This window comes from Aliirhizobium sp. YIM B11859 (genome assembly GCF_057163345.1).
The window spans coordinates 1,051,897-1,076,954 of record NZ_JBXHAY010000002.1 but is presented as its reverse complement, the minus strand read 5'-3'; the positions used below and the strand labels follow the sequence as shown (position 1 = coordinate 1,076,954).

General features: G+C 60.1%; 29 protein-coding genes and 1 other RNA gene. 12 read left to right on the top strand and 18 right to left on the bottom strand.

Features of this window, described 5'->3' with window-relative positions; genetic code table 11:
- Positions 1 to 35 precede the first annotated feature (35 nt).
- Positions 36 to 647 carry a hypothetical protein gene (locus AC2GXZ_RS11435; RefSeq protein WP_483759255.1) on the top strand — a complete coding sequence of 204 codons (612 nt, stop codon included), beginning with the start codon at positions 36 to 38 and terminating at the stop codon, positions 645 to 647.
- Here the strand turns inward: AC2GXZ_RS11435 and AC2GXZ_RS11430 are convergent.
- From AC2GXZ_RS11430 to ffs, 3 genes are all read right to left on the bottom strand, one after another.
- Positions 644 to 967 carry a YbaB/EbfC family nucleoid-associated protein gene (locus AC2GXZ_RS11430; protein ID WP_483759254.1) on the bottom strand — a complete coding sequence of 108 codons (324 nt, stop codon included), beginning with the start codon at positions 965 to 967 and terminating at the stop codon, positions 644 to 646. The genes AC2GXZ_RS11435 and AC2GXZ_RS11430 overlap by 4 nt on opposite strands.
- A gap of 17 nt (positions 968 to 984) precedes the next feature.
- The gene (locus AC2GXZ_RS11425; protein ID WP_483759419.1) at positions 985 to 2,883 is read right to left on the bottom strand and encodes a DNA polymerase III subunit gamma/tau; all 1,899 of its coding nucleotides are present in this window, start codon (positions 2,881 to 2,883) and stop codon (positions 985 to 987) included.
- Between the two features lie 93 nt (positions 2,884 to 2,976).
- Positions 2,977 to 3,073: signal recognition particle sRNA small type (ffs, locus tag AC2GXZ_RS11420), an RNA gene on the bottom strand.
- Positions 3,074 to 3,172: 99 nt separating this feature from the next.
- On the opposite strand from ffs, the gene AC2GXZ_RS11415 reads away from it, so the two are divergent.
- The 4 genes from AC2GXZ_RS11415 to AC2GXZ_RS11400 all read left to right on the top strand — a co-directional run bounded on the left by AC2GXZ_RS11415 (position 3,173) and on the right by AC2GXZ_RS11400 (position 5,794).
- The gene (locus tag AC2GXZ_RS11415; RefSeq protein WP_483759253.1) at positions 3,173 to 3,583 is read left to right on the top strand and encodes an HIT family protein; all 411 of its coding nucleotides are present in this window, start codon (positions 3,173 to 3,175) and stop codon (positions 3,581 to 3,583) included.
- Positions 3,580 to 4,557 (top strand): NAD(+) diphosphatase, encoded by a 978-nt coding sequence (gene nudC / locus AC2GXZ_RS11410; RefSeq protein ID WP_483759252.1) that lies wholly within the window; start codon positions 3,580 to 3,582, stop codon positions 4,555 to 4,557. The genes AC2GXZ_RS11415 and nudC overlap by 4 nt, the downstream gene beginning before the upstream one ends.
- Positions 4,558 to 4,607: 50 nt before the next feature.
- A complete protein-coding gene (locus AC2GXZ_RS11405; protein ID WP_483759251.1) occupies positions 4,608 to 5,303 on the top strand; it encodes a helix-turn-helix transcriptional regulator in 696 nt (231 codons plus the stop codon).
- 116 nt (positions 5,304 to 5,419) lie between these two features.
- A complete protein-coding gene (locus AC2GXZ_RS11400; RefSeq protein WP_483759250.1) occupies positions 5,420 to 5,794 on the top strand; it encodes a VOC family protein in 375 nt (124 codons plus the stop codon).
- 73 nt (positions 5,795 to 5,867) lie between these two features.
- On the opposite strand, the gene AC2GXZ_RS11395 is transcribed toward AC2GXZ_RS11400, so the two are convergent.
- Entirely contained in the window at positions 5,868 to 6,731 is an 864-nt protein-coding gene (locus tag AC2GXZ_RS11395; protein WP_483759249.1) for a prephenate dehydratase, read from the bottom strand.
- A 10-nt stretch (positions 6,732 to 6,741) separates the two neighbouring features.
- Complete coding sequence (locus AC2GXZ_RS11390) at positions 6,742 to 7,500, bottom strand: 3-deoxy-manno-octulosonate cytidylyltransferase (RefSeq protein WP_483759248.1); 759 nt, start codon at positions 7,498 to 7,500, stop codon at positions 6,742 to 6,744.
- Positions 7,501 to 7,670: 170 nt separating this feature from the next.
- On the opposite strand from AC2GXZ_RS11390, the gene AC2GXZ_RS11385 reads away from it, so the two are divergent.
- A complete protein-coding gene (locus AC2GXZ_RS11385) occupies positions 7,671 to 8,249 on the top strand; it encodes a c-type cytochrome (protein WP_483759247.1) in 579 nt (192 codons plus the stop codon).
- A 73-nt stretch (positions 8,250 to 8,322) separates the two neighbouring features.
- Here AC2GXZ_RS11385 and AC2GXZ_RS11380 read toward each other — a convergent pair whose 3' ends face one another.
- Positions 8,323 to 9,267, bottom strand: coding sequence for an AEC family transporter (locus AC2GXZ_RS11380; protein WP_483759246.1), 945 nt, complete (start codon positions 9,265 to 9,267; stop codon positions 8,323 to 8,325).
- A gap of 326 nt (positions 9,268 to 9,593) precedes the next feature.
- Here AC2GXZ_RS11380 and AC2GXZ_RS11375 point away from each other — a divergent pair, with 326 nt between their 5' ends.
- Complete coding sequence (locus tag AC2GXZ_RS11375; RefSeq protein ID WP_483759245.1) at positions 9,594 to 10,586, top strand: adenosine kinase; 993 nt, start codon at positions 9,594 to 9,596, stop codon at positions 10,584 to 10,586.
- Here the strand turns inward: AC2GXZ_RS11375 and AC2GXZ_RS11370 are convergent.
- A complete protein-coding gene (locus AC2GXZ_RS11370) occupies positions 10,579 to 11,118 on the bottom strand; it encodes an SH3 domain-containing protein (RefSeq protein ID WP_483759244.1) in 540 nt (179 codons plus the stop codon). The genes AC2GXZ_RS11375 and AC2GXZ_RS11370 overlap by 8 nt on opposite strands.
- A gap of 154 nt (positions 11,119 to 11,272) precedes the next feature.
- Here AC2GXZ_RS11370 and AC2GXZ_RS11365 point away from each other — a divergent pair, with 154 nt between their 5' ends.
- Positions 11,273 to 12,277, top strand: a complete 1,005-nt coding sequence (locus tag AC2GXZ_RS11365) for a 2-hydroxyacid dehydrogenase (protein WP_483759243.1) — start codon at positions 11,273 to 11,275, stop codon at positions 12,275 to 12,277.
- Between the two features lie 59 nt (positions 12,278 to 12,336).
- Here the strand turns inward: AC2GXZ_RS11365 and AC2GXZ_RS11360 are convergent, their stop codons facing one another.
- The 3 genes from AC2GXZ_RS11360 to recF are packed head-to-tail and all read right to left on the bottom strand — an operon-like array spanning position 12,337 to position 14,780.
- Positions 12,337 to 12,807 (bottom strand): GNAT family N-acetyltransferase, encoded by a 471-nt coding sequence (locus tag AC2GXZ_RS11360; RefSeq protein ID WP_483759418.1) that lies wholly within the window; start codon positions 12,805 to 12,807, stop codon positions 12,337 to 12,339.
- Complete coding sequence (locus AC2GXZ_RS11355) at positions 12,807 to 13,610, bottom strand: molybdopterin-synthase adenylyltransferase MoeB (protein WP_483759242.1); 804 nt, start codon at positions 13,608 to 13,610, stop codon at positions 12,807 to 12,809. Before AC2GXZ_RS11355 ends, AC2GXZ_RS11360 begins: the two co-directional genes overlap by 1 nt.
- 33 nt (positions 13,611 to 13,643) lie before the next feature.
- Positions 13,644 to 14,780: a DNA replication/repair protein RecF gene (recF, locus tag AC2GXZ_RS11350; RefSeq protein ID WP_483759241.1), complete on the bottom strand. Its 1,137-nt coding sequence runs from the start codon at positions 14,778 to 14,780 to the stop codon at positions 13,644 to 13,646.
- Positions 14,781 to 15,027: 247 nt separating this feature from the next.
- On the opposite strand from recF, the gene AC2GXZ_RS11345 reads away from it, so the two are divergent.
- On the top strand, positions 15,028 to 16,530 hold the full coding sequence (locus AC2GXZ_RS11345; protein ID WP_483759240.1) for a globin-coupled sensor protein: 1,503 nt from the start codon (positions 15,028 to 15,030) through the stop codon (positions 16,528 to 16,530).
- A 118-nt stretch (positions 16,531 to 16,648) separates the two neighbouring features.
- Positions 16,649 to 16,855, top strand: a complete 207-nt coding sequence (locus AC2GXZ_RS11340) for a SlyX family protein (RefSeq protein WP_483759239.1) — start codon at positions 16,649 to 16,651, stop codon at positions 16,853 to 16,855.
- Between the two features lie 13 nt (positions 16,856 to 16,868).
- Here the strand turns inward: AC2GXZ_RS11340 and AC2GXZ_RS11335 are convergent, their stop codons facing one another.
- Both AC2GXZ_RS11335 and AC2GXZ_RS11330 read right to left on the bottom strand, forming a co-directional pair.
- The gene (locus tag AC2GXZ_RS11335) at positions 16,869 to 18,074 is read right to left on the bottom strand and encodes a low temperature requirement protein A (RefSeq protein WP_483759238.1); all 1,206 of its coding nucleotides are present in this window, start codon (positions 18,072 to 18,074) and stop codon (positions 16,869 to 16,871) included.
- A gap of 559 nt (positions 18,075 to 18,633) precedes the next feature.
- A complete protein-coding gene (locus AC2GXZ_RS11330; RefSeq protein WP_483759237.1) occupies positions 18,634 to 18,843 on the bottom strand; it encodes a cold-shock protein in 210 nt (69 codons plus the stop codon).
- A 563-nt stretch (positions 18,844 to 19,406) separates the two neighbouring features.
- Here AC2GXZ_RS11330 and AC2GXZ_RS11325 point away from each other — a divergent pair.
- Positions 19,407 to 19,889, top strand: a complete 483-nt coding sequence (locus AC2GXZ_RS11325; RefSeq protein ID WP_483759417.1) for a YbaK/EbsC family protein — start codon at positions 19,407 to 19,409, stop codon at positions 19,887 to 19,889.
- Here AC2GXZ_RS11325 and AC2GXZ_RS11320 read toward each other — a convergent pair.
- From AC2GXZ_RS11320 to AC2GXZ_RS11295, 6 genes are all read right to left on the bottom strand, one after another.
- A complete protein-coding gene (locus tag AC2GXZ_RS11320; protein WP_483759236.1) occupies positions 19,886 to 20,254 on the bottom strand; it encodes a hypothetical protein in 369 nt (122 codons plus the stop codon). The genes AC2GXZ_RS11325 and AC2GXZ_RS11320 overlap by 4 nt on opposite strands.
- A 91-nt stretch (positions 20,255 to 20,345) precedes the next feature.
- A complete protein-coding gene (locus AC2GXZ_RS11315; RefSeq protein ID WP_483759235.1) occupies positions 20,346 to 20,558 on the bottom strand; it encodes a hypothetical protein in 213 nt (70 codons plus the stop codon).
- A 290-nt stretch (positions 20,559 to 20,848) separates the two neighbouring features.
- On the bottom strand, positions 20,849 to 21,046 hold the full coding sequence (locus tag AC2GXZ_RS11310) for a hypothetical protein (protein WP_483759234.1): 198 nt from the start codon (positions 21,044 to 21,046) through the stop codon (positions 20,849 to 20,851).
- An 87-nt stretch (positions 21,047 to 21,133) separates the two neighbouring features.
- The gene (locus tag AC2GXZ_RS11305) at positions 21,134 to 21,373 is read right to left on the bottom strand and encodes a hypothetical protein (RefSeq protein WP_483759233.1); all 240 of its coding nucleotides are present in this window, start codon (positions 21,371 to 21,373) and stop codon (positions 21,134 to 21,136) included.
- A gap of 135 nt (positions 21,374 to 21,508) precedes the next feature.
- Positions 21,509 to 21,727: a hypothetical protein gene (locus AC2GXZ_RS11300; RefSeq protein ID WP_483759232.1), complete on the bottom strand. Its 219-nt coding sequence runs from the start codon at positions 21,725 to 21,727 to the stop codon at positions 21,509 to 21,511.
- 125 nt (positions 21,728 to 21,852) lie between these two features.
- Positions 21,853 to 22,035 carry a hypothetical protein gene (locus tag AC2GXZ_RS11295; protein WP_483759231.1) on the bottom strand — a complete coding sequence of 61 codons (183 nt, stop codon included), beginning with the start codon at positions 22,033 to 22,035 and terminating at the stop codon, positions 21,853 to 21,855.
- A 293-nt stretch (positions 22,036 to 22,328) separates the two neighbouring features.
- On the opposite strand from AC2GXZ_RS11295, the gene AC2GXZ_RS11290 reads away from it, so the two are divergent.
- On the top strand, positions 22,329 to 24,929 hold the full coding sequence (locus AC2GXZ_RS11290; protein ID WP_483759230.1) for a transglycosylase domain-containing protein: 2,601 nt from the start codon (positions 22,329 to 22,331) through the stop codon (positions 24,927 to 24,929).
- Positions 24,930 to 25,058 lie beyond the last annotated feature (129 nt).

The following is a 25,058-nucleotide window of genomic DNA, read 5'->3' as shown; positions in this document are numbered from 1 at the left end:
TATACCGCTTGGTTGACGGTTATGCGGAGCTTTGTATGGGTTTTTTGAGACGCATCCCTTTCGGTCTTTTCTCCGGTGCACTCATGGCGCAGGTCGTTGCGGTCGGTACCGCCTTTGCGCAGGAGAAAAATCCGGATCAATCCGTCTTTGCCTTTGGTGGGGCGATGGTCGACGGCTCGATGGACGAGGCGACCAACCCGTTCGGCGTTGGTTACGAGGATCATCCGATTTTCGGCCTCGGTTACCAGTTTTTTCCCTATAGCATCGGCGATGTGAAGCTCGGTCTGGAAGCGGGCCTTGCCGGCAGGTTCGGCGGCAATACCAATGCCGAGATCTGGGGCGGCGTGGTTGGTCGTTACGACGCAATCGAGATCGCCAACACGCTCCGCATCATTCCATCTTTCACCTTCGGCCTCAGCCACGTCACCGAAACGATGGACGGCCGCGAGAAGAAGAACGAGGAAGAGCGCGATGGCGATGCCAGCACGCTCTTTTATCTGGGGCCGGAATTGAGTTTCAGCTCCGTCTCACGGCCGGAGCTCGAAGTTTTCTGGCGCCTGCATCATCGCTCCGGCGCCTGGGGCACTCTCGGCGACATGCATGGCGGCTCGAACGCCAATGTCATCGGCGTAAGGTATAATTTTTAGAACGGCAGCTTCATGCCGGGCGGGATCGGCAGGCCGGCGGTCAGTTCCTTGGTCTTTTCGGCGGTGATCTGCTCGGCCCGGTCCTTGGCCGACTTGTGGGCGGCAACGATCAGGTCTTCGAGAATTTCGACATCGTCTTCCTTGAACAGCGACGGATCGAGCTTGAGGCCAAGCATCTCGCCCTTGCCGTTCATCCTGACGGTCACGAGACCGCCGCCGGCAGTTCCCTCGACTTCGAGAGCGGCGATATCCGCCTGCATCTTCTCCATCTTGGCCTGCATTTCCTTGACCTTGCCCATCATGCCCATGATGTCGCGCATCGGTTTTTCCTCTTCTCTTATAGTTCGATGTCGTCGCCGGGCAGGATGTCGCCCTCGGCGGATTCCACGGTTGCCGGTGCCGGAGCATCCTCGATTTCGGTGTCATCTTCCATCGCACGGATCCTGACATCGGTGATCTTCGCGCCGGGAAATTGCGACAGGATCGCGATAATATCCGGATCGGAACGCGCATCGGTAAGCCGCGCTTCTCGGGCGTTCGCGTCAGCTTCGACCAGCGTCGGCTCACCGGCTTCCTTGCTGACCGAAACGATCCAGTGGGTGCCGGTCCATTCCTTCAGCTTGACGCCGATTTCGCCGGGCAGCGTGCCGGGACCATTGCTGGTCATGCGGATGTCGAGCCGGCCGGGTTCGATCTTCACCAGATGCACGAAATTACGCACCAGGGCCTTCAGCCTTGGATCCTTGTTCTGGGTGCAGAGGTCGACGATATCGAGCAGCGACCGGACAGGTACTTTCGGCTCCGGCTTCTCGGAGGGGCGTTCTTCGATCCGGCCGACGGCCATCTCCCGGGGCATGGTGTTCGGCACGGCCTGCAGCATGGCAGTTGGACCGCCGGAGGCCGGCCCCCTCGATATTGGGCCGTGCCCGCCCATCTCCATGCCGCGGGCGTTGACCGATGCCTGCGGGCCTTGCCCCGTCGGTGCTCCCCGTCCATTGCCGCCGCCATTCGGCACACCCTGGCTTTCGCCATTGGCAAAATCGGCAAGCCGCCGTGCAGCGTCCTCGGGCGAGGGCAACGATGCGGCATGTGTCAGCCTGATCAGCACCATTTCGGCAGCACCCGCCGGGCGAGAAGAAGCTTCGGCCTCCGGAATGCCCTTGAGCAGCATCTGCCAGATGCGCGACAGCGCGCTGACCGCGACGCTCTCGGAAAATTCCCGGCCACGCAACCGCTCCACTTCGCTCAGTGAAGGATCGTCGGCGGCCTCGGGTATGTATTTGAAGCGGGTGACGAGATGGGTGAAATCTGCCAGATCCGTCAGCACCACAACTGGGTTCGCACCCGCCTCGTATTGTGCGTTGAACTCCGAAAGTGCCGCTGTGATATCACCCTTCACGACATGCTCGAACAGATCGACGATCCGGGCGCGGTCGGCAAGGCCCAGCATGCCGCGCACCGTATCCGCATGCACGCTGCCGCCGCCATGGGCGATCGACTGGTCGAGCAAGGACAGGCCGTCGCGCGCCGAACCCTCGGCGGCACGGGCGATCATCGCCAGCGCTTCCTGTTCGGCCGGAACGCCTTCCTTTTCGAGAATGGTGGTGAACAGCCCGACGAGGTCGGCCGCACTGATACGGCGCAGGTCGAAGCGCTGGCAGCGCGACAGGACCGTGATCGGAACCTTGCGGATTTCCGTCGTCGCGAAGATGAATTTCACATGTTCCGGTGGCTCTTCGAGCGTCTTCAGCAGGCCGTTGAAGGCCTGCGTCGAGAGCATGTGCACTTCGTCGATGATATAGACCTTGTAGCGCGCCGAAACCGGACGGTAGCGCACCTGCTCGATGATCTCGCGAATATCGTCGATGCCCGTATGGGAGGCGGCGTCCATTTCGATCACGTCGACATGGCGGCCTTCCATAATCGCCTGGCAATGTTCGCCGGGCTCACGCAGGTCGATCGTCGGACGGTCGATCTCGGCGGTCTTGTAATTCAGCGCGCGGGCAAGGATGCGGGCGGTGGTCGTCTTGCCCACCCCGCGCACGCCGGTCAGCATATAGGCCTGGGCAATACGGCCGGTCTCGAACGCGTTGGTCAGCGTTCTTACCATCGGCTCCTGGCCGACCATCAGGTCGGAAAAATCCTTCGGGCGATACTTGCGGGCAAGCACCCGGTAAGCGCTGCCGGCCGGAGCCGTCGAAAGGGGAGTGGATGATGTCGGCCCGCTGTCGCTCATAAGGTCCTGACTATAGGCCGAAAGGCCGCCTGTACGGGCCATTCCGGCTGTCAGGCGATCTTGACCGGGCCGGATGTTGACCAAGATGAGAAGGTGGGAGGCTGGCACGGCGACCCGTGCCTGGCTCGTTAGGGCTGCTTCCTTCCGGACCTGACCCGGTTGGCGAGTGGCTCGTCCACCACCAACCTCCCGCCGCACATATCGGCAATAATGCTTCCAAATGCAAGCCAACCCTGTAAAAAACTATCAGCGTCGAAAACCATAACAACGAAAATGCCGGGAGGAACGCTTGAGCAGCTTTGAACTGGATGCACGGCTGGCGAAGGATACCGAGCTGGTGGCGAGCCTCGGCCTCTGTCAGCTTCGAATGATGAAGGATAGTCGCTGGCCCTGGTTCATGCTGGTGCCGCAGCGCAACGGCATGAGCGAACTGTTCGATTTGACCCCGCTCGACCAGGCGCTCCTGACATTCGAAACCAACATGGTGGCGGCGGCGCTGAAAAAGGCGACGTCTGCGGAAAAGATCAATGTTGCGGCGATCGGCAACATCGTCCGCCAGCTGCACGTGCATATCGTCGCACGTTTCGACGGTGATCCCAACTGGCCCGGCCCGATCTGGGGTTTTGGCCAGGCTGAAACCTATCAAGATGCCCGCAAGCAATCGCTGATCAAAAGCCTGACGGAAAATCTCGCATCATGACAAAAGACCTTTTCGAATCGGATGCCCCCCATCCCGAGCCCGGCAATCTGACCGCCTTTTCCGGCAACCGCCTTGACCGGCGGGCGGAATACCGCGCTGACGATTGCGTCGCCGAGGCCCTGGCGGTGGAGGGTACCCATATTCTTGCCTTCACCGGCGGCAAGCTGATCCTCAAGCATGACGAGCAGATTCTCGATCCGTTGTTCACAGGCTATGAGCTGGCCGGGCTCAAGCCGGATTTCGATAGTGCCGTTCTGCTCGGTTATCGCGAAACGGGCGAGCCGCGCATCGCCGTGCCCGTTCTGGTCGAGGCGGAGGAACTGGCTGGCCACTACAAGCCGACCGACGCCCGCGCGCTTTATCGCGAGGCGCTGCTCGACGGCGAATTGCAGGGCGAAGTCGCCCAGGCAATCTCGCTTCTGGCCTGGAATGCGGCCAACCGCTTCTGTGGCAAATGCGGCTCGCCGACCGAAATGAAGATCGGCGGTTACAAGCGCGTCTGCACCGCATGCCAGCACATGATGTTCCCGCGCACCGACCCGGTGGTGATCATGCTGACGGTCGACGTCGAGAATGATCGCTGCCTTCTCGGTCGCAGCCACCATTTCCAGGAGGGCATGTATTCCTGCCTCGCAGGCTTCGTTGAGCCGGGAGAGACGATCGAGAGTGCCGTTCGCCGCGAGACCGTCGAAGAGTCCGGCATAGAGGTCGGCCGGGTCCGCTACCACGCTTCGCAGCCGTGGCCGATGCCGCATTCGCTGATGATCGGCTGTTATTCCGAGGCGGTATCGACGGAGATCGTCATCGACATCCAGGAAATGTCGGATGTCCGCTGGTTCACCCGCGACGAGGTGAAGGCGATGCTGGATGCCGGCCCCGACGTCAAACCTTTCGGTCCGGCCAGCGGCGCAATCGCCTACCGGCTGATGAAGGATTGGATCGACTGGGCGGGTGAAGGCTCGGGCGTGGCCTGAGCGGTCTCGCCCGTGGCTTCGTTGCGCGCCGCCGAGAAACAGAGGGTTTCATGACCGTAGCGCGCTCGGAGCGACTGCTTATCTTGCTTCAGGTTCTGCGGCGCTATCGACAACCGGTCAGCGGTGCGACGCTTGCCGGTGAAACCGGCGTCAGTCTGCGTACGCTCTATCGCGATATTGCCAGCCTGCAGGCGCAAGGCGCCTTGATAGAAGGCGAGGCAGGGCTTGGTTATGTCCTCAAGCCGGGCTTCATGCTGCCGCCGATGATGTTTTCCCAGGAAGAGATAGAGGCGCTTGTGCTCGGCTCCCGCTGGGTTGCGCAAATGGCCGACCCGAGACTGGCGGCCGGGGCCGTGGATGCACTGCAGAAGATTGCGGCGGTCCTGCCACCGGAGCTGAAGGAAGAGATCGACAATTCCACGCTGCTCGTGGCCACTCCGCGGAGCCGGGAGGACAAGACCGATCTGGCGATGATCCGCAAGGCGATCCGCGCCGAACACATGCTTGACCTCGCCTACGCGGATGAAAAGGGCGTACTGACGCAGCGTCGTGTCTGGCCTTTTGCGCTCGGCTTTTTCGATAGTGTTCGGGTGATGGTCGCCTGGTGCGAGTTGCGCCAGGGGTTCCGCCATTTTCGCACGGATCGTATGGTCTCTGCGGTTTCAACCGGAAAACGCTATGCGCGCCGTCGCGCGGTACTGCTTGGGCAATGGCGAAAGGCAGAGGGCATTCCAATGCCGGGCTAGAGAAGTTTCTGCGCAATTCCAGTTCCATTTTTGCTGGGATTGCTCTGGATTGCTGCTGACAGAATTTGACAGCAGGCCACGATAATCTCCGGTCAGTCTCAACAAGGAGTGCTGACATGGTTCACCCTGATTTCACTATTCTCTTCGTCGACAATCCGCTTGGCAGTGCCGCATTTTATCGCGACCTGCTGGGCACGGAACCTGTCGAAAGCTCGCCCACCTTCGTGCTCTTCGTTCTGTCCACCGGCATGAAACTTGGCCTATGGTCACGCCACACGGCCCTGCCGGCGGTCACCGGACAGAGCGGTGGCAGTGAAATCTGCGTTCATCTCGGCAACATTGCGGAAGTCGATCGGACCTATGCCGAATGGACAAACCGCGGGCTGCGGGTGCTGCAGACACCGGTAGAAATGGATTTCGGCTATACGTTCGTGGTGACGGATCCCGATGGTCACCGTCTGCGCGTTTACACAAGGACCGAAGTCGCCTGAACGCAGGAAGGCGGCGTTTTGCAACGCCGCCTTTCCGCCGATCTACCGTGGCTGTGGTGCCTCGCCTTGGGCTTTACGCCTTCTGCAGCGCCCCGCGCATCGGGTGGCCCTTGTAGGTCCCGAGAATACGCACCTTCTCGGAAAAGAAGCGCAGTTCCTCCAGCGCCCGGCGTACCGGGGCGTCGTCCGGATGCCCTTCGATATCGGCATAAAACTGCGTCGCCACGAACTTGCCACCCAGCTGGTAGCTTTCGAGCTTCGTCATGTTGATGCCGTTGGTCGCAAAACCGCCCATCGCCTTGTAGAGGGCAGCCGGAATATTGCGCACGTTGAATACGAAGGTGGTAACGATGACGTCGTCTTGCTCGTTGCGCTGCACCCATTTCTCGTCACGCGACAGGACGACAAAGCGGGTGACGTTGTTTTCCGTGTCCTCGACGTTTTCCTGCAGAATTTCGAGTTTGTAGAGATCGGCGGCCAGACGCGGGGCAAGTGCGGCCATCGACCGGTCGCCCTTTTCCGCCACCATCTTGGCAGCACCCGCAGTATCGCCGGCGACCACGGCCTTCCAGCCGTTCGAGCGGATGATCTTGCGGCACTGTCCGAGCGCATGGATATGGCTGTGGACGGTGCGGATCTCGTCATGCGTGACGCCCGGCAGGACCATCAGCTGGAAGCGGATCGGCATGAAATATTCGCCGACAATATGCAGGCGAGATTCCGGCAGCAGCGTATGGATATCAGCGACGCGTCCGGCAATCGTGTTTTCGATCGGGATCATCGCAAGATCCGCCTCGCCGCTTTCCAGCGCCTGGAAGGCGTCCTCGAAGGTGGCGCAGGGCAGGGGCTCCATATCGGGAAACATGTCCCGGCAGGCCATGTCGGAATTGGCGCCGTAGTCACCCTGGAAAGAGATGCGGTTGGTGATCGTCGACATGACAGCCTCGTCAGGATTGGCGTGAAGAAAGAATGGCGCGGGCCTTTTCGAGATCGGCCGGGGTGTCGACGCCAAGGGGGATCGAGCGAACGATCTCCGCGTCGATCCGCATGCCGGCCTCAAGCGCCCGCAATTGCTCCAGCCGCTCGCGCAGCTCAAGCGGCGACGGCCCGAGCGCGACAAATTTTTCCAGTGCAGCACGCCGATAGGTGTAGAGGCCGATATGGTGATAAAGCGGACCGTCGCCGTAAGGTGCGGTCGCACGTGTAAAATACAGTGCCTTCAACCGTGTGTCGGCAATTTGCGAGCCGACGATCTTGACCACATTCGGATTGGCCTTTTCGTGTTCGTCGGTGATCTCGACCGTCAGTGTCGCGATATCAGTGGAGGCGTTTTCAAGCAGCGGGCGAAGTGAAGCGCGGACGACATCCGCCTCGATCGTCGGCAGGTCGCCCTGGACGTTGATGATGAACTCGGCCTTTTTCTCCGGATCGGCCTTCTGCAGCGCTTCAAAGATGCGGTCGGAGCCGGACTGGTGATCCTGCCTTGTCATGACGACATCGAAACCGGCCGATTTGACGACGTCGAAGACGACCTGTTCGTCGACGGCGACGACGACCCGGCCGGCCTTGGCTTCCGCTGCGCGCTTGGCCACCTGAACGATCATCGGCAGTCCGCAGATATCGGCGAGCGGTTTGTTCGGCAGGCGTGTCGAGGCCATGCGCGCCGGGATGAGGACCAGGGTTTTTTCTTCTGCCGGTTGTGTCATCGAAGGCTTTCCATTCCGGCGTCAAGAGTGTCAAATAGTCTCATTCGCCGAGTTTTGTTTCCGTTTGCAACGATTTGGCAAAAGACATAGCTTCCGCGCGATTGCAAGATGGCCGTTTTTACCTGAAGTTGATCTAGCCTAGGGAGTCGGCTATCGGGAAGGAGCTTTTGATGAATTCATATGTAAACATGGCGGTGGGTGCGTTGCTCGCCACGGTCTTCGTGATGATGACCGTATCGATCGCATCGGAAGGCATTTTTCATTCTCCGGCGCCGGTGACGGCGGGTTTTGCCATCGCTGCCGCTGAGGAGCCGGCTGCGGGCGCCGCTGGCGCCGAAACGGCCGCCGCCGTTGTCCCGGTCGGCCAATTAATGGCAAGCGCCGATGCAAGCGCAGGCGCTGCGGTCTTCAAGAAGTGTCAGAGCTGTCATTCCATCGAGAAGGGAGGGCCCAACAAGGTGGGGCCTGATCTCTGGGGTGTGGTCGGACGGCCGGTGGCAACCCATGAAGGGTTTTCCTATTCCGCCGGCATGAAGGAATTTTCCAAGGGCGGCCAGGAAACCTGGACCTTCGATCATCTCAACCATTTCCTCTCCGGGCCGAAGGCTTTCGTGAAAGGCACGGCAATGGGTTTCGCCGGTCTCAAGAACGACAAGGAACGCGCCAATCTGCTCGCCTATATCCGCGAGCAGTCCGACAGCCCGCTGCCGCTGCCGGATCCGAATGCACCGGCTCCCGCGACGAACTGAAGCGATCTCGCGAACGCATAGCAAAACGCCCGGCATGTCCGGGCGTTTTTACGTTTCGGCACCGGCTGGCGTATCAGGTCAGCAGCCATGCCCAGAGACTGACGGAGGCGACACCGAAGGCGGTGGTGATGCTGATCACCGAGGCAGCAAGGCTCTGGCCCGAGCGGAACCGTTGGGCGATCAGCCAGGCATTGATCCCGGTCGGAACCGATGAGGTCAGGACCAGCGCCGCCGTCCAGTCCGGCCTGAGATCGAGCATGTGGGCGGCAAGGAACACCGACGCCGGCAGCAGGAACAGCTTTAATACGGCAGCGCTGCTCGAAAGACCAAGGTCGCCCTTGATCGGGTAGCGGGTCAGCGCCATGCCGATCGAGATCAGCGCGGCGGGGCTTGCCGATGCGGCAATCTGGTCGACCACCATGGCGACCGGCGAGGCCATCGGGATCGCCGAAAGATTGACGATGAGCCCGAGCACCAGCGCGATGACGAGAGGATTGCGGACAAGGTTTGATCCGACCTGTTTCAGCACTGCCGGCAATCCGCGTGCGGCCGTACCATCGACTTTCGCGGCAGCTCCCTCCATCAGGATCGTACCGACGATCATCATGATCGGCAGGTGGATGGCAAGCAGGATCGACAGCGCCACAAGGCCATCCTGTCCGACGACATGCGAAACCAGCGGCAGGCCGATGAACACATTGTTGGCGAAACTGCCCGACATGCCGGCGATCACGGCGATCTTGGCATCGCGCCTGAAGACTCGTTTTGTGACCAGATCCCCGACCGCCCAGGTAATGGCGACGCCGATGAAATAGGCCGACCAGAGCCGAAACGGAGAGACGCCTTCGAAATGCGCCGTCGCGAGCGTGCGGAAGATCAGCATCGGGACGGCGATCTTGAAGACGAACTCGCCGAGCGCATCACCGGTCTCTGCTTTCAGCAGACCGGATTTGGCGATCAGCCAGCCGAGCAGGATAAGAATGAAGACGGGAAGAACATTGGCGAGAACTGAAGACACGTGCAGACCTTGGGAAAGAATGGTCCCATGCGTCTATCGCATAAGTGTACGAGCAACAAATGCATCATGCGCAACCGTGCCTTGATCCCTTATGGGCGGGATCGGCCGGATTGCCGGTTATTCGCATCGATGGACATCCGGGAGTTAACTGCCAGTACATCCGTGACAGCCAACCAACCCGGACATATGCACGCTAGATGATGTTCGTGACTGCCGCATGACGGAGGTGAAAGAAACGTCGTGCGATCGGGGCGACATTTTTCTTCCCTTCGATGGAAAAGCCCACTACCGATGGCGCAGCTTCCAGCCAGAAGGATGAAGAGTGAATGCCAAAGTTCGACGTGCTGACCATCGGTAATGCCATCGTTGATATTCTTGCCCGCTGTGATGACGGTTTTCTTGCAGACAATGCGATCATCAAGGGCGCGATGAACCTGATCGATGCGGATCGCGCCGAACTTCTTTACTCGAAGATGGGACCTGCCGTAGAGGCCTCCGGCGGCTCCGCGGGCAACACGGCCGCCGGTATTGCCGGTTTCGGTGGCAAGGCAGCCTATTTCGGCAAGGTTGCCGAAGACCAGCTGGGCGGCATTTTCCAGCATGACATCCGCGCCCAGGGCGTTCACTACCAGACCAGGCCGGAGGGTGTGAACCCGCCGACGGCGCGGTCGATGATCTTCGTCACCCCTGACGGTGAGCGTTCGATGAACACCTATCTCGGCGCCTGCGTCGAGCTCGGACCGGAACATGTCGAGGAAGACGTCGTTGCCGATTCCAAGGTCACCTATTTCGAAGGGTATCTGTGGGACCCGCCGCGCGCCAAGGAAGCCATCCGCGAGGCAGCCCGCATCGCCCATGAACATGGCCGCCAAGTCGCCATGACACTCTCCGATCCCTTCTGCGTCGGCCGTTACCGCGCCGAATTCCTTGACCTGATGACATCCGGCACTGTCGATATCGTCTTCGCCAACAAGCACGAACTGCTGTCACTCTACGAGACGGAAGACTTTGATCTGGCGCTTGGAAAGATCGCGGCCGACTGCAAGCTTGCTGCCGTCACCATGTCGGAAGAGGGCGCTATCGTCGTTCGTGGCAATGAAAAAGTGAAGATCGCGGCTTTCCCGATCGAGGAGCTGGTCGATACCACCGGTGCAGGCGATCTCTTCGCATCCGGCTTCCTTTATGGGTACACGCAGGACCGTTCGCTTGAAGATTGCGGCAAGCTCGGCTGCCTCGCAGCTGCCGTCGTCATTCAGCAGATCGGACCGCGGCCGATGGCGTCGCTCAAGGAAACGGCTTCCGAAGCAGGCCTTATTTAAAGGCTTCGCCGGGATACACACCCCAGACTTCGCCCTGGGCTACCCAGCCCTCGGCGCCGTTCGTTTCCGCTTGGCACCAGTCGCCGTTGCATTCCTTGACGGTCAGCTGGACGCCAGGCTGAAGCTTGGCGACGATGCCGGCAGTATTCTGCGGGTCGCGGCGCATATTGACATAGATGTCCTGTCCCTTGCCGCGCATCCACGGGGCGGCAACGGCGGTGCGCTCGCCGGAAAGCAGCGCCTGGTTGACCCAGCCTTCGGTGCCTTCGGCATCGCGGACCCGGCGCCAGTTGTCGTATTCCTGGATGATTTCCATCGGCACGCCTGCTTTCGTATACATCCAGGACACCGCATAATCGGTGCTCGGCCCGATGCGGATATTGACCTTCTTGGATTTCAGGCTGGCGAACCGTGGCAAGGGCAGGCCGCTCGCACCTTTGGCGGCACCCTGTGCATAGACCGGGACGATTGCGGACAGCAGCGCGATCAGAGGAAAGCAGATGGCTACGATGACGATTATGAGGCGGCGCATGGCGGGGATCCTGGCTGATGATCCGCGGATATGCTGCAAGGCCAGCTGCGAGGTTTTGTTTGTCTTCGCCGATGGGTCTGCTAGAACGCCCGAGGATAGGAGCGACTATCGCGCGACTTGGTTAATGACCTGCTAAAACTCCGGTGGCGGATTTATGACGGCGAAAAAAAGACCCAGGGTTTACATCACGCGAAAGCTGCCGGATGCCGTCGAGACCCGCATGCGGGAACTCTTTGATGCCGAGCTGAACATCGATGATCATCCACGCTCGCGCGAAGAACTGGCCGCGGCGCTGGCAACCGTCGACGTGCTGGTGCCGACGATCGCCGACCGGATAGATGCCGAACTCCTGGCTGCTGCCGGCCCGCAGCTGAAACTGATTGCCGGATTTTCCAACGGCACCGATCATATCGACGTCGACGCGGCGGCCGAGCGGGGCATTACCGTCACCAACACGCCGAACGTGCTGACCGAAGACACTGCCGACATGACGATGGCGCTCATTCTCGCCGTCAACCGGCGGCTTGCGGAAGGGTCTCGCATCCTGACCGACAATCCGAATGACTGGGCCGGATGGAGCCCGACCTGGATGCTCGGTCGCCGTATTTGGGGCAAGCGTATCGGGATCATCGGCATGGGCCGTATCGGCACCGCTGTTGCCAGGCGTGCCAAGGCTTTCGGCCTGTCCATTCATTATCACAACCGCAAGCCGGCCAGCCAGTCGATCGTCGATGAACTGGAAGCGACCTATTGGGACAGTCTCGACCAGATGCTGGCACGGGTGGATATCGTCTCGGTCAATTGCCCGTCGACACCGGCGACTTTCCATCTCATGTCGGCGCGGCGGCTGGCGCTGATGCAGCCGACCTCGATCGTCGTCAACACCGCCCGCGGCGACATTATCGACGAGGTCGCGATGATTAAGCTTCTGCGCGATGACAAGATCGCCGGCGCCGGGCTCGACGTCTATCAGAACGAGCCGGCGATCAATCCGAAGCTCGTCAAGCTCGCCAATCAGGGCAAGGTCGTGCTCCTGCCGCATATGGGATCGGCCACGATCGAAGGCCGGATTGATATGGGTGACAAGGTGATCATCAATATCCGGGCCTTTTTCGACGGTCACCGACCGCCCAACCGTGTCCTGCCCGGGCGCAATTGACCCAATCACGCAAAGTCGATTGTCCGCGTTCCAGGCCCTTATGCGGCAAACCCTCTCGCTCAGGCCAAGGCCTTTTGCATCTCGATGAAAGTAACGCGCTCAAACCCTGCATGGGACTTTTCCGCGGTCTTGCGAAAACCCCAGCGGCCGAACGTGTCGTGGTTGCCGGTAAGCTCGATGCGGGTTTCCAGGCGCAAGACGGATAGATGCCTTTCCCCGGCGACCTTTTCCGCCATCGTCAGCATCTGTCGGCCCAACCCCTTGCCCTGTTGGCCGGGCCCAACGGCCAGCTTGCCGACATAGAGGCAATCGGGTTCGGGCCTGAGAAACATGCAACCGACGAGTTTTTCATTCTCCAGCGCGACGAAGGCGATCTCGTCGATGGCCTTCTGCGCCAGCGATGCGAGCGTCAGCCGATGGGCTGACGACGGCGGGTCGATCACCCCATCCATATAGGCGAAGGAAGAGAGAATGAGGGCCATGAGTTCGTCCCAGCGAGCGAAATTGGCGTCAATCCTGACAATCCTGATCAATCTGACGTCGCCTTTTTTGCACGCTTGTACCTGATCACGTCGAACCGCGCTGAAAGCGCATCGTAGAGCATCAATCGCCCGAGCAACGGCTCGCCGATACCGGTGACAAGCTTGATCACCTCCATCGCCATCAATGTGCCGACGACGCCGGTCAAGGCTCCGACCACACCGGCTTCGGCGCAGGCGGGAATGAGGCCCTCCGGTGGTTTTTCGGGAAAGAGGTCCCGGTAGCCCGGATAAAATGCACCGTCCGGCCCTGCCTCATAGGGTTTCAGCACCGTCAGCGAGCCATCGAAACGTCCGACTGCACCGCTGACGAGCGGCATCCTCGCAGCCTCCGCCGCGTCGGCTGCAGCATAGCGCGTATCGAAATTGTCCGACCCGTCAACGAGAAGATTGAAACGCGGCAGGTGGCGTGCCGCCCAGTCTTCCGAAAAACGTTCCTCGAAATCGACCACCCGAACATGCGGATTGAGGCGGCTGATCTTTTCCCGCGCGCTGCGGGTCTTCATTTCGCCGATCGTTCCGCTATCGTGGATGACCTGCCGCTGCAGGTTGGAAAGCGACACTCGGTCGTCGTCGACGATGCCGATCGTTCCGATGCCGGCAGCCGCCAGATATTCAAGCACCGGTGCGCCGAGCCCACCTGCACCTATGACGAGAACGCGGGCATTCTTCATTTTCTGTTGCCCGGTTCCGCCGATCTCGGGCAGCAGGATATGGCGACGGTAACGCTCGATCTCGTCCTGGCTAAGGGCTGGTGCGGCAGGGTCTGCGGGCTGGTTTTCCATAGTGGCCATCATAACATTGCCGTCTGTTTTCGGTAAGCTGGCTTATCCGTCACTGTCTTGTGCCACGCTGCCGCCGGTGACGGTGAAGAATTGCGCCCGCTTGCCAAGCGCTGCAAACATCGAACGATCGGTCCCGGTCATGAAGGACTGTCCCCCCAGGCCGTCGACCAGATCGAACAGGGTCGCGCGCCGTCCCTCGTCGAGATGCGCGGCGATCTCGTCGAGCAGCAGGATCGGCGCATACCCGGTCATGTCGGCCGTCAGCCGCGCATGGGCAAGGATCAGGCCGATCAGCAAGGCCTTCTGTTCGCCGGTGGAACAGCGGGAGGCTTCGATATACTTTTGGCCATGGCGCACCAGAAGGTCGCTGCGATGCGGTCCGTCCAGCGTGCGGCCGGCGGCGGCGTCGCGCCCACGACCGCTGCGCAGCGCCTCGAGATAATCATCCTCCAGATCGGCAGCCGGGCGGTCCATCCGGCCATCCATGAAACCTTCGAGCGTCAGCACAGGCGTCGGGAATGGCGTTTCGACCGCATTGGCGGATAATGATTGCAGCAGGCCAAGCATCTCGTGGCGGGCGGCGGCCATGGCGATGCCGAGTTCGGCCATCTGCGCCTCGATCGCCGTCACCCAAGCGGGGTCGAAACGGCCTTCCGACAAAAGCCTGTTGCGGCTACGCATGGTTCGTTCGAAATCGCTTGCCCGCCGCCCATGGGCCGGATCGAGCGACAGAACGAGGCGGTCGAGGAAACGGCGCCGGTCCGATGACGAGCCGGTAAACAGCCCGTCCATCGACGGTGTCAGCCATAGCACGTTCAAATGGTCGGTAAGTTCCTCGGTGGATTTGGCCGGCGTGCCGTTCAGGCGCAGCTTGCGGCTGACGCTCTCGCCTTCGCCGGGTTCGATCCCGGTGCCGACCGCCACCTGGCCGTCCATCCCGTCAATATCGGCAAAGATGGTGAAGCCGCCATCTGCACCGACCCGTGTCACCTCGGCCAGCACCGACCGCCTGAGACCTCTGCCCGGGGAAAGGAAGGAGACCGCTTCGAGAAGATTGGTTTTTCCAGCCCCGTTGTTCCCCGTCAGCACGACATGCCTTGCGTCAAGCGAAAGCGAGACCGCCGAATAGTTGCGGAAATCGGTAAGCTTGAGCCGGGAAAGAGAGGTTTTCTGCGCCATCGGGTTCTGCGGTTTATCGTTGCAATGGAGCTAAGGATTTGAACCGCAGAAGGCAAGTTTGTTTCTCAAGCCATCCGTCTTATGGCGCTCTCTCCACCAAGCTCATTAGAATATCGACAACAAGTTATAATTAATGAAAACCTAGGGTGCGTAGCTAACAGAGCGTTAAAGGCTGATCCCTGAAGGTGATAGTCGAATAATGCCGTCCGCGTCCTGCGGTCGGCTCGATATCCTATCGGGGGAAAACATGACAAGCCAGGATCAGAAGGCCGCACTTGCGGAGAGGCTGGACTTTGTCGGGCTCGGCGACGCCGAGCGTCGGCATCTTGCCAAGGTGCAGCCGCTCGTAAAGGAAGCGGTCGGACCGGCACTCGACACGTTCTACAAGAAGGCGAAGGCCCATCCCCACACGGCGAAGTTTTTCTCCAGCGAGAGCCATATCGCCCACGCAAAGGATAGGCAGGCCAGCCATTGGGACGTCATATCGTCGGGCCGATATGAAGGTGATTATGTCGATGCGGTGACCACTATCGGCAAGACCCACGCACGTCTTGGGCTGGAACCGCGCTGGTATATCGGCGGTTACGCACTGATTCTCGACGGCATCATCCGTGCCGTGATTAAACAGGAAATGCAGGGCTTCTTCGTCGGGAAGAAGGCGGCGGTCCTCGCAGACCATCTCTCCGCAGTGGTCAAGGCCGCCATGGTCGACATGGACTACGCCATCTCCGTCTATCTGGAAGCGCTTGAGGGCGACCGCAAGAAGGTCGAGGCGGAACGCCTCACGGCCAAGCAGGAACAGGATGGCGCGATTGCAGCGCTTGGCGATGCCTTGCAGACCCTGGCGGCCGGTGACCTGACGGCAGCACTTTCGCAGCAGCTTGCGCCGAATTTTTCCGGCCTCAAGCAGAACTACAACTCCTCCGTCGCAGCCCTTGATGCGGCCATGGGAGAGATCAATCAGTCGGTCGATCAAGTGCGGGCGGAAGTCGGCGATATTTCCTCGGCGGCCGACAATATGGCCAAGCGCACCGAGCAGCAGGCGGCCTCGCTTGAAGAAACCGCCGCGGCACTCGAACAGATCACCGCGCTGTCCGGCCAGGCGGCAAAACGCACCAGGGAAGTCCAGGGCATCATTCGCGAATCGAGCGCCGAAACGCAGAAGAATGGCGAAGTGGTCCATCAAGCGATCGCCGCCATGGATGACATAGCCGAATCGTCGCAGAAGATGACCCAGATCATCGGGGCGATCGACGAGATCGCCTTCCAGACCAATCTTCTGGCCCTCAATGCCGGTGTCGAGGCGGCGCGTGCCGGCGAGCAGGGCAAGGGCTTTGCCGTCGTCGCCCAGGAAGTGCGCGAACTGGCGCAGAGATCCGCGGCTGCAGCCAAGGAAATCAAGGAACTGATCGATCGTTCTGCGGGTGACGTTCAACGCGGCGTCGGCCTGGTCAACCGTGCCGGCGAGGCCCTGACCGGCATCGGAACGCGGGTCAAGGCGATCGACGAGCACATTTCCTCCATCGCCCAGTCGGCCCAGGAACAGGCATCCGGCATCGATGAAATCAATGCCTCAATCCGCAGCATGGACCAGATCACCCAGCAGAATGCAGCGCTGATGGAGGAAACCAATGCCTCGGCGCAGAGCCTTGTCGGCATCAGCCGCAGCCTTGCTTCTCTGGTCGGTCGCTTCAGGACAACGGGCACTGTAAGCGTTCGTTATGAGGAGCGCCCGCGGCGTCGCGCCTGATCGGTACGTTCCCATCCTTGAATTTGCGCATCGCCTTGAAAGTCGTTTCGATTTTCAAGGCGATGCGCTAGATGGCTCGTTAAAGGCCTTTCCGGGCTGACGACGAGAGGATGCCGGCATGAGCGACGACACCAGATTGATGCAGCTTGAAGAGCTGGCAGCCCATCAGGCCAAGGTAATAGAAGAGCTTTCCGATCAGATCGCCGAGCAATGGAAAGTCGTCGAGCAGACCCGCGCCAAGCTCGACCGGTTGACGGAACGCTTTCTGTCGCTTGAGGAATCGACGCACGAGGCCGTGCCGATCACCAGGCCGCCGCATTATTGATGGTGTCGGTGCTTCAGCCGGAAACGCGCCGTGCCGGCTTTGGCGCCAGATAATCCCAGAACGCGACGGTCATCAGCAGCGCCACCGCCATCAGTTGCAGCATATAGCTATCGACATGCGGCACCGCGAGAAAGCCGGCAAGCGCGAGCGCGATTCCGGCGCAATGAGGCCATGGCACCGCTTTCAGCGATACGATCTTCATCCATGACGTACCGGCAAGGAACAGGATCGGCCCGCCGAGTATGGCCAACGCGTGGTTTAATGCGCCCTTGTCATGGGGATGGGTGAGCGCGAAATCCTCCCCGACGGCGGCGAGGATGATGCCTGCGACGATCGGCAGGTGCCCATAGGTGTAGAGATGCTCGGCCGTGGTTTGCGGTTCGCTCGTTTCCTCCGCCTTGTCGGCCGCCTGTTCCTGGCCGTCGTGGAAGTAGATCCACCACATCAGCACCGTGGTCAGAAACGCCGAAACCAGCACGACGAAGATGATCCCGCCGTCATCGGCATGGGATGAGGCGGTCTTGCCGGTCGTGATGATCGTTTCTCCGAGCGCGATGATGACGAACAGGGCGCAACGTTCGGCAAGGTGTTCGCCGTTGACATCCAGCGTTTCGGGCGGGGAGGCGCCGATACCCGGCATCCAGTAGCGGAACATCGGAGCCGCATATTCGATCGCCAGTGCGGCGATCCAGAAGAGTGCGCGACTATCGGGATCGGCCAGCCCGCCGGCGATCCAGAACGCGCTGGAGACGGTCAGCCAGACAGTGATGCGCACGAAAGTCATGAAGGACGCATCGTCCATGCCCTTGAACGCATAAAGCGCAAACAGCGATCGGCTGAGCTGCATGCCGGAATAGGCTAGGGCGAAGACCAGGCCGGCTTCGTCGAAGGCTTTGGGAAGCGCGATCGCCAGCACGATACCCAGGAACATCAGCCCGAATAACAGAAGCCGGACGGGGACGATCTCGGCATCGAGCAGGTTGGTCACCCATGTCGTGTGGATCCACACCCACCAGAGAGCGAAGATGAAGAGCAGCGCGTCAAAGGCTATGCCGAACGAGAAATCGGCATTGAGCGTCTGTGACAGCTGGATCAGCGCAAACACGAAGACGAGGTCGAAGAACAGCTCCGGAAAACTCGCCTTGGTCGTTTCGTGGTCATCCTTGCGCAACCAGTGTTGTTTGTCCGCCTTGCCGCTTTCTTCCATGCGTTCCGTCATCCTTGTGCGCGATAGCACGTCGGATGAAGATCTAGCGCGGCGAACCGAAAATCGTAGGCGTAGCTCGGAAACGGAGGTGTGCGATCTTCATTGTCGCAAGTCAACTGAAGAGCAAGGTGCGCGCGAACGCAGCGGGGAACCAAACCTGCGGACCACAATCCTGGCCGCGCCGAAAAACAAAAAAGGCCGGGCAAGCCCGACCTTTCCAATCCCGTCTATTGTGCCAGTACATCCGTGGTCACGTCAAACGGGCAAGCATTCCGATCAGCTGCGTTCAGGATCGATGTGATCCGCGCAGCTTTGTGACTTCATCATCTCTGCGGCAGGTTAACAAACCTCTAACGGCTCTGTCTTTTGCCTCGAAACGGCACGGTTTCCCGTATTCGTCTTAACATCCACCGCCGGCTCCATAAGATGTCGGCGGCGAAATGTATCGGAAATGCTGTTGGAGAGTATTTGGTAAGGCGCCAGAGTCATTTCAAGACCCGTCGCCGAAGACCGGAAAAGGCGGTCGTAGGGGATGCTCGCGGCGGCGCTGGCCGCCGCGAGCTCGGTCTTATCAGCCAGCCTGCAGCTGGTCTGCGGCAACCTTGCCGGAACGACGGTCCGTGACCAGTTCGAAGGAAAGCTTCTGGCCGTCCGCGAGCTGGCCCAGGCCTGCGCGTTCGACTGCAGAGACGTGAACGAAAACGTCCGCGCTGCCGTCATCCGGGGAAATAAAGCCGTAGCCCTTGGTTGCATTGAACCACTTAACTGTACCCGTCGCCATATCGATGCCTTTCCTTGCAATGACCGACAGTTCCTCCCGGCAGGCCGGAGGGAACACATTAAACTTCGAACTTTGCAGAGTAGAACGTCGCATGTAAGGCAGTGCCCATTGCTGGCCATCAAACAAATTTCGATGGAACGCACTTAGGGCTTGCCCCGATTTCCGTCAAGATTGTTGCTGTCCCGATGCGTGAACGCGTATCGAGCTATGCAATTATAGAGAGAGTCGGGTAAAAGCAGAAGAATATCAATTCCATAAGAAGCCGCCTGCAATCCTGGGCAAAGGCTGCTGGGTCCATGTCTTGGCAACGCTCAGCTGCAAAACGCAGAAAACCCGGCGCGGGAGGAGGTGCGCCGGGTTTCCGAAACTGACCAACAACCGGGAGGAGGAGGTGTTGTCGGTCCAATCGAGGACGCTGGGAGGAGGAGTGCGTCCGTCGATGATCTGACTATACAGCGGAGGCGCTCAAAAAACAGCCATATTTCCGCACCTCAGTCATGCGCTTGTCGCATGGCTTGGCGTGGTGCTTGCATAAAATCGGCTCATGGCAGATGGTCATAGTCATGAGTCTATCTTCCGTTGAAGCCTTCTTCGCCGAAAAAGCGCCGGACATTGAGGTCATCGTCACGCAGGAAAGTTCTGCCACGGTGGCGCTGGCGGCGACCGCTCATGGCGTAATCCCCGATCAGATAGCAAAAAGTATCTGCCTGCGTGCCGGCGACGAGATAATGATCATCGTCATGGCGGGAATGGCGCGGCTGGACAACAAGAAATTCCGCAGTCGCTTCGGCACAAAACCGAGAATGCTCGGAGGCGAGGAAGTCGTCGAAATAACCGGTCATCCGGTCGGCGGAGTATGCCCTTTCGGCCTTTCGACGCCGCTGCCGATTTATTGCGACATTTCGCTGCGGCGGTTCGACGAGGTGGTTCCGGCAGCGGGTGCAACCAACGCAGCGGTACGTATGGAACCGCTGCGAATGGCTGAATTGACGGGCGGCATCTGGATCGACGTCGCCCAGCAAACTGACGAGCTTTCCGCCGGTTAGAACCGGTCGCCGAGATAACGCTGATACCAGGCCTGCTTGTTCTCGACCGTCGCCGTGGCGACCGCATAGCCGATGGCAAAGCCGACCGCGCCGATCAGCGTGAACAATGTCGTGGTGGCGGCCGGATGCTCCTTGATCGTGCCGGCAACCGAGCTCGCCTCGGAGGACACGTAATTCGCGGCGCTGCTGGCACGATCGGCCACCCGATCATAAACCTGCCCCGTTTTTTCCGAAAGCAGGCTGCTCAGCTTGGCAATTTCGGAGCGAAGGCCCTGGATCTCGTCTGCGATCTCTGAATCTTCACTCGGCTGATGATCGAAGGAAGGGATTTTGCTTGGGGTAAAGCTCTTGACTGAATCTGCCATGCCGGCCTCCATGATCGGGGTTGGGAGACCGTTCAACTTTCAAGCCGCCATTCGGTTCCCCGCCAGGCGAAAGATATGCCGCAAGCGGCAATCAGCGGCTCTGGACGAGCGCCTGGATCAGCGCTGCGAGCTGGTCCTTGTCGTTCGACCCTTTTTGCATGGAATTCACCAGAATCAGGGCAAGTGCTTCTGCATCCGGGCTGGACTTGTCGATCCCGTGCTCAAGGCATGCCTCGTCGAAAACATCCTGAAGCAGGGTGAGCTGCTCCGGATTGACTGGATTTCGGACCAATTGCGCCGGCATCAAACCCTCCCGGTCGTGCGCCCACGGTCGGACCGCAATGTCCGATTTATTCAGGGCAAGTCAAAAAAACAGCAGGCATGCGAATTAATCCGCAAAACCTGCATACGATTGAAATGTCCTTACCCCGGCGCGCAATTTGGAATCCGGTTAACGAAATGGCAACAACAAGTTAGCGCGGGTACAATTTGAGGGTTCTTATCGTGGAGGAGCTTCCTATCACGCACACGCATATCGGGGCATTTTGCCAACTGCAGGCACGCCCCGATATCTGAAATATACTGATTATCGCATCAAGCCATTCCGGCTGGATCCCCGATCGGCAAAAGCGCCGGATCGAGTGTCGGATCCTGCGGGTTCTTGCTGTCGCCCTTGTCCTGCGCAGGTGTCAGTGGCGGCTTTTCCTGCACCCGGTCGGGAATGCCGGCTGTGGGCGTGGGCCCCCGCGGCGTATCTGATGTCGGCGTCGAAATAGGATCTCTGTTCGGCATCTCGTGCCTCCTTTCAGCTATCTGAAAGCCCAACGGAGATCGGCCGACTTGGTTCCCATCCGGCCGCGGCCGTACGGCGCGGTGGCATCATGACCAGCGACTGCGGCGCGATGCCGACGTCGCTCCAAGAAGATATCCAAGCGCCAGGCTGACAACGCCAACGGCCACGACCGCGGAACCGGTGACGGCCGGGTGGTCTGCTGCATGCGCCGCCACCATGCCTGCCTCGTCTTTCGCCCTGACCAGGGCGGTCTTTGCTCGGCTGGAAATGCGCTGGTCTTCGTCCACGTCGCCGGTAAAGCCGGCATTGAGTGATTGTCTGGCCATGTCTTTCTCCTCGGTTGAGGAAAGACAATCCGGTCAAGCGCCGGAGGTTCCGCCGGGATCGTCGGCCAAAGCTTGATCCGGCGAGCCGAGATGGCTTGCCTCCGCGCCGGACGGACTGCCCGACGCGGAGCGATGTTACTGAGTAACTTTCTGGCTTTCCGTGGCGGATCCTGCAGCGTCTGCCGGTTGATCTGCCTGCTTCAACTCCGTCGATGCGGGAGCTGTCGCAATGCTCGCAGTGGTGAACGTCTTGTCCACCTCTGTCGAGGCCGTTACCTTGTAGCCGGCGCATTCCGCAAAGGCAGCGGAGGACGTCAGGCCGAGGACGGCGGCGGCGACGAGAAATGTTTTCATGCCATTCTCCTTTCGCTTGTTGCGCCTTAGACGATAGCAAGCTTCGCAAGCGTGCCCAAATCACGAATGCGCGTCCTGCTTGTGTGTTGCGTCCCTTGATATGGTCGGATGGCAGTCTCCGGCGCTCACATCAGCTTTTGCAGCGCCTCGCGGCTGATGAAGATGTCGGTTTTTCCCGCCTCGTGGGCAGGATGGCTGAATTCGTAAGACGTTCGCTCAGACATCTCCATCGCCTGCTTGAGATTGACGAGACCAACAGGCACACATCGGTCACCTGTGCGGATGACCGCTTCGACGATCTTGTTCATGGCTCCCTCCCTGAGCGCATGAGACCTTCAGCGGCGAACCTCTTCTTCGCATCTGCTGATCTCTATACTTTAGTATTTTCTGATATTATCAAATCTGAAATTATCTGAAAAGCCATGGTTTGCAGGCAATTTTGGCCTGATCCGGTGCAGAACATGCAAGCTTAAGTGATTGCCTTTACCAACCGTTTGCCTTTTACCCCTCCTTAAATCGCCGCATTTAAAGTTCAGCGGAGACCGGACGGATTTGCAGCCCGCTTGAATGCCGGCAGACACACGGGGGACCGCCTGCCCATATGGCAGCCAAAGGCCGATCAGACAGACGCGTAGAGCCTTCCTTCGACGTATCGCAGGATGACGAGGAAGAATTTCGTCTCGATTCGGACGACCGTATCGGCGGCCAGCGCAAATCGGCCAAACGGTCGAAATCCCGCAGCGAGCCGGATCTTTCTCCGCGCGGCAAAAAGGGATCTGCAAAATCGGCCCCTCGCAAGAAGGCGCAGGCCTCCGGTGACGGTTTTTTCGCACCTATTCGCCGGCTATTCTACTGGTGCATCGTGCTTGGCATCTGGGGCGTGATCGGCATTGGCGGTCTCGTTCTCTATTACGGCGCGCAGATGCCGGCCGCCAGCAGCTGGGCCATTCCTGATCGTCCGCCGAACATGAAGATCACTGCGATCGACGGTTCGGTGATCGCCAATCGCGGCGCCACCGGCGGCGAGGCTCTGGCGCTGGAGGAAATGTCGCCCTATCTGCCGCAGGCGGTGATTTCGATCGAGGATCGGCGCTTCTATTCGCATTTCGGCGTCGATCCGCTGGGCCTGGCGCGCGCCTTCGTCAACAATCTGACCGGCCAGCCGATCCAGGGTGGCTCGACGCTCACCCAGCAGCTGGCGAAGAACCTGTTCCTGTCGCCGGATCGCACGTTCGAGCGCAAGATCCAGGAAGTGCTCCTGTCATTCTGGCTGGAACACAAGTTCACCAAGGATCAGATTCTCGCCATGTATCTGAATCGGGTGTTTTTCGGCTCCGGGGCTTATGGCGTGGAGGCGGCCTCCCGGCGTTATTTCAACAAGTCCGCCCGTGATGTGAACCTCGGCGAGGCAGCCCTGCTCGCGGGCCTTCTCAAGGCGCCGTCGCGCCTTTCTCCGGCGCGTGATCCAAAGGCTGCCGAAGAGCGCGCCCAGGTCGTGCTCGGCACCATGCGCCAGGAAGGGTATATCACAGACAGTGATCTGAAGACGGCGATGGCGCAGCCGCCGGCCAAGGCAAAAAGCTATTGGTCCGGCCCGCAGCATTATGCCGCCGACATGGTTGTCGATGAGGTCAAGAGCCTGATCGGCGAACCGAAGGTCGATGTCACCGTCGAAACGACGATTGATTCGAAGCTCGAGGAAGCCGCCAACAAGTCGTTGAATGACGTGCTGAAAAAGGATGGTGGCAAGCTCAACGCCTCCCAGGCGGCGCTCGTTTCGGTCGATGCGACTGGCGCGATCCGCGCAGTCGTCGGTGGCCGAGATTATGCCGAAAGCCAATTCAACCGTGCATCGAAGGCCAAGCGCCAGCCGGGCTCGGCCTTCAAGCCATTCGTATATGCCTCGGCACTGGAGGCAGGTTATGGCCCCGATACGGTCGTCAACGACGCGCCGGTCAAGATCGGCAACTGGACGCCGGAAAACTACGAGAAGGAATATAAGGGTCCCGTTCCGCTCTCCTATGCTCTTGCCCACTCGCTGAACACAGTTGCCGCCCAGCTGGTCATGGCGGTCGGTCCCGAAAAGGTGGTGGCGATGGCCCATCGGCTTGGCGTCGATTCCGATATCCAGCCGAATGCCTCTATCGCGCTTGGTACGTCGGAAGTCTCGCTGGTCGAGCTGACCTCGTCTTATGCGGCATTCATGAATGGCGGCTACAAGGCCACCCCACATATCGTCAAGCGGATCACCGATCCTGATGGCAAGGTTCTTTACGAGGCAGATTATAGCAATCCGCCCCGTGTGTTGAGCGAGCCGATCGCGGCCACCATGAACAGCATGATGGCCGGCGTCATCCGCGAGGGAACCGGCAAGGGGGCAAAGCTCGACGGCTGGCAGGCGGCCGGCAAGTCGGGCACAACGCAGAATTCCCGCGACGCCCTGTTCGTCGGCTTCACCAGCGTCATGGCGACCGGCGTGTGGTTCGGCAATGACGATGGCAGCTACATGAAGAAGGTCACCGGCGGCACGCTGCCGGCGCGCGCCTGGAAGGAATATATGACCGCGGCGATGAAGGGGTATACGCCGACGCCACTGTTCGGCTTCAACAATGGCCTTGTCGCTCCACCCCAGCAGCAGCCACAGTCGCCATCGACCAGCATCGGCGAGATTATTTCCGGCATCATGCCGGGGGCGGGCCAGTCTCAGCAGAATTCCGCTCAGGATATTTTCCCTGCGGCGCCGCAGGCTCCGGGTCAGGACGCGATACTGGCGCCTGATCAGCCTTCGGGGCAGCAGCCGTCCTATCCGGCGCCAGCCCAGGCGGGGCTCGATCCGGCGCAGCGGCGCACCCAGCCGGCACAACCGCAGCCCTACCCGCAGGCGGCCCCCCAGCCGCGCGGCGCAGTACCCTGTGCCTATGGGGATAATGCTGTCTGCAACACCGGCAACGGCAACACGGTCTATACCAACAGGCCGGCCCGCCAGTACCGCGACGGCGGCAATTCCAACGCCGAGCAGGCGGGTGGATATCGTGATTATCGCCAGTATCGCGGCACCTATGATTCGCAAGCGCCGGTGCCTCCGGGCAATGTCGGCGGCGGTCCGGTGCCTCCTGGCGAGGTGGGCGGTGATGGCGGTCATGTCTACCAGCCGCAGCAGACAAGACGTACCACGCTGCTCGATGTGATCATGGGTCAGTAGGCTTCCTGAAAGAACCAATGGGCAATACCCGTTTTTTGCCCGAAGGCTGGTGATTTCCTGCCTTGCAGTCGGAAAAACCCGTCCTTATATACGCCGCATGACAGCAGCGATTGCTGCGAAGAATTAAGA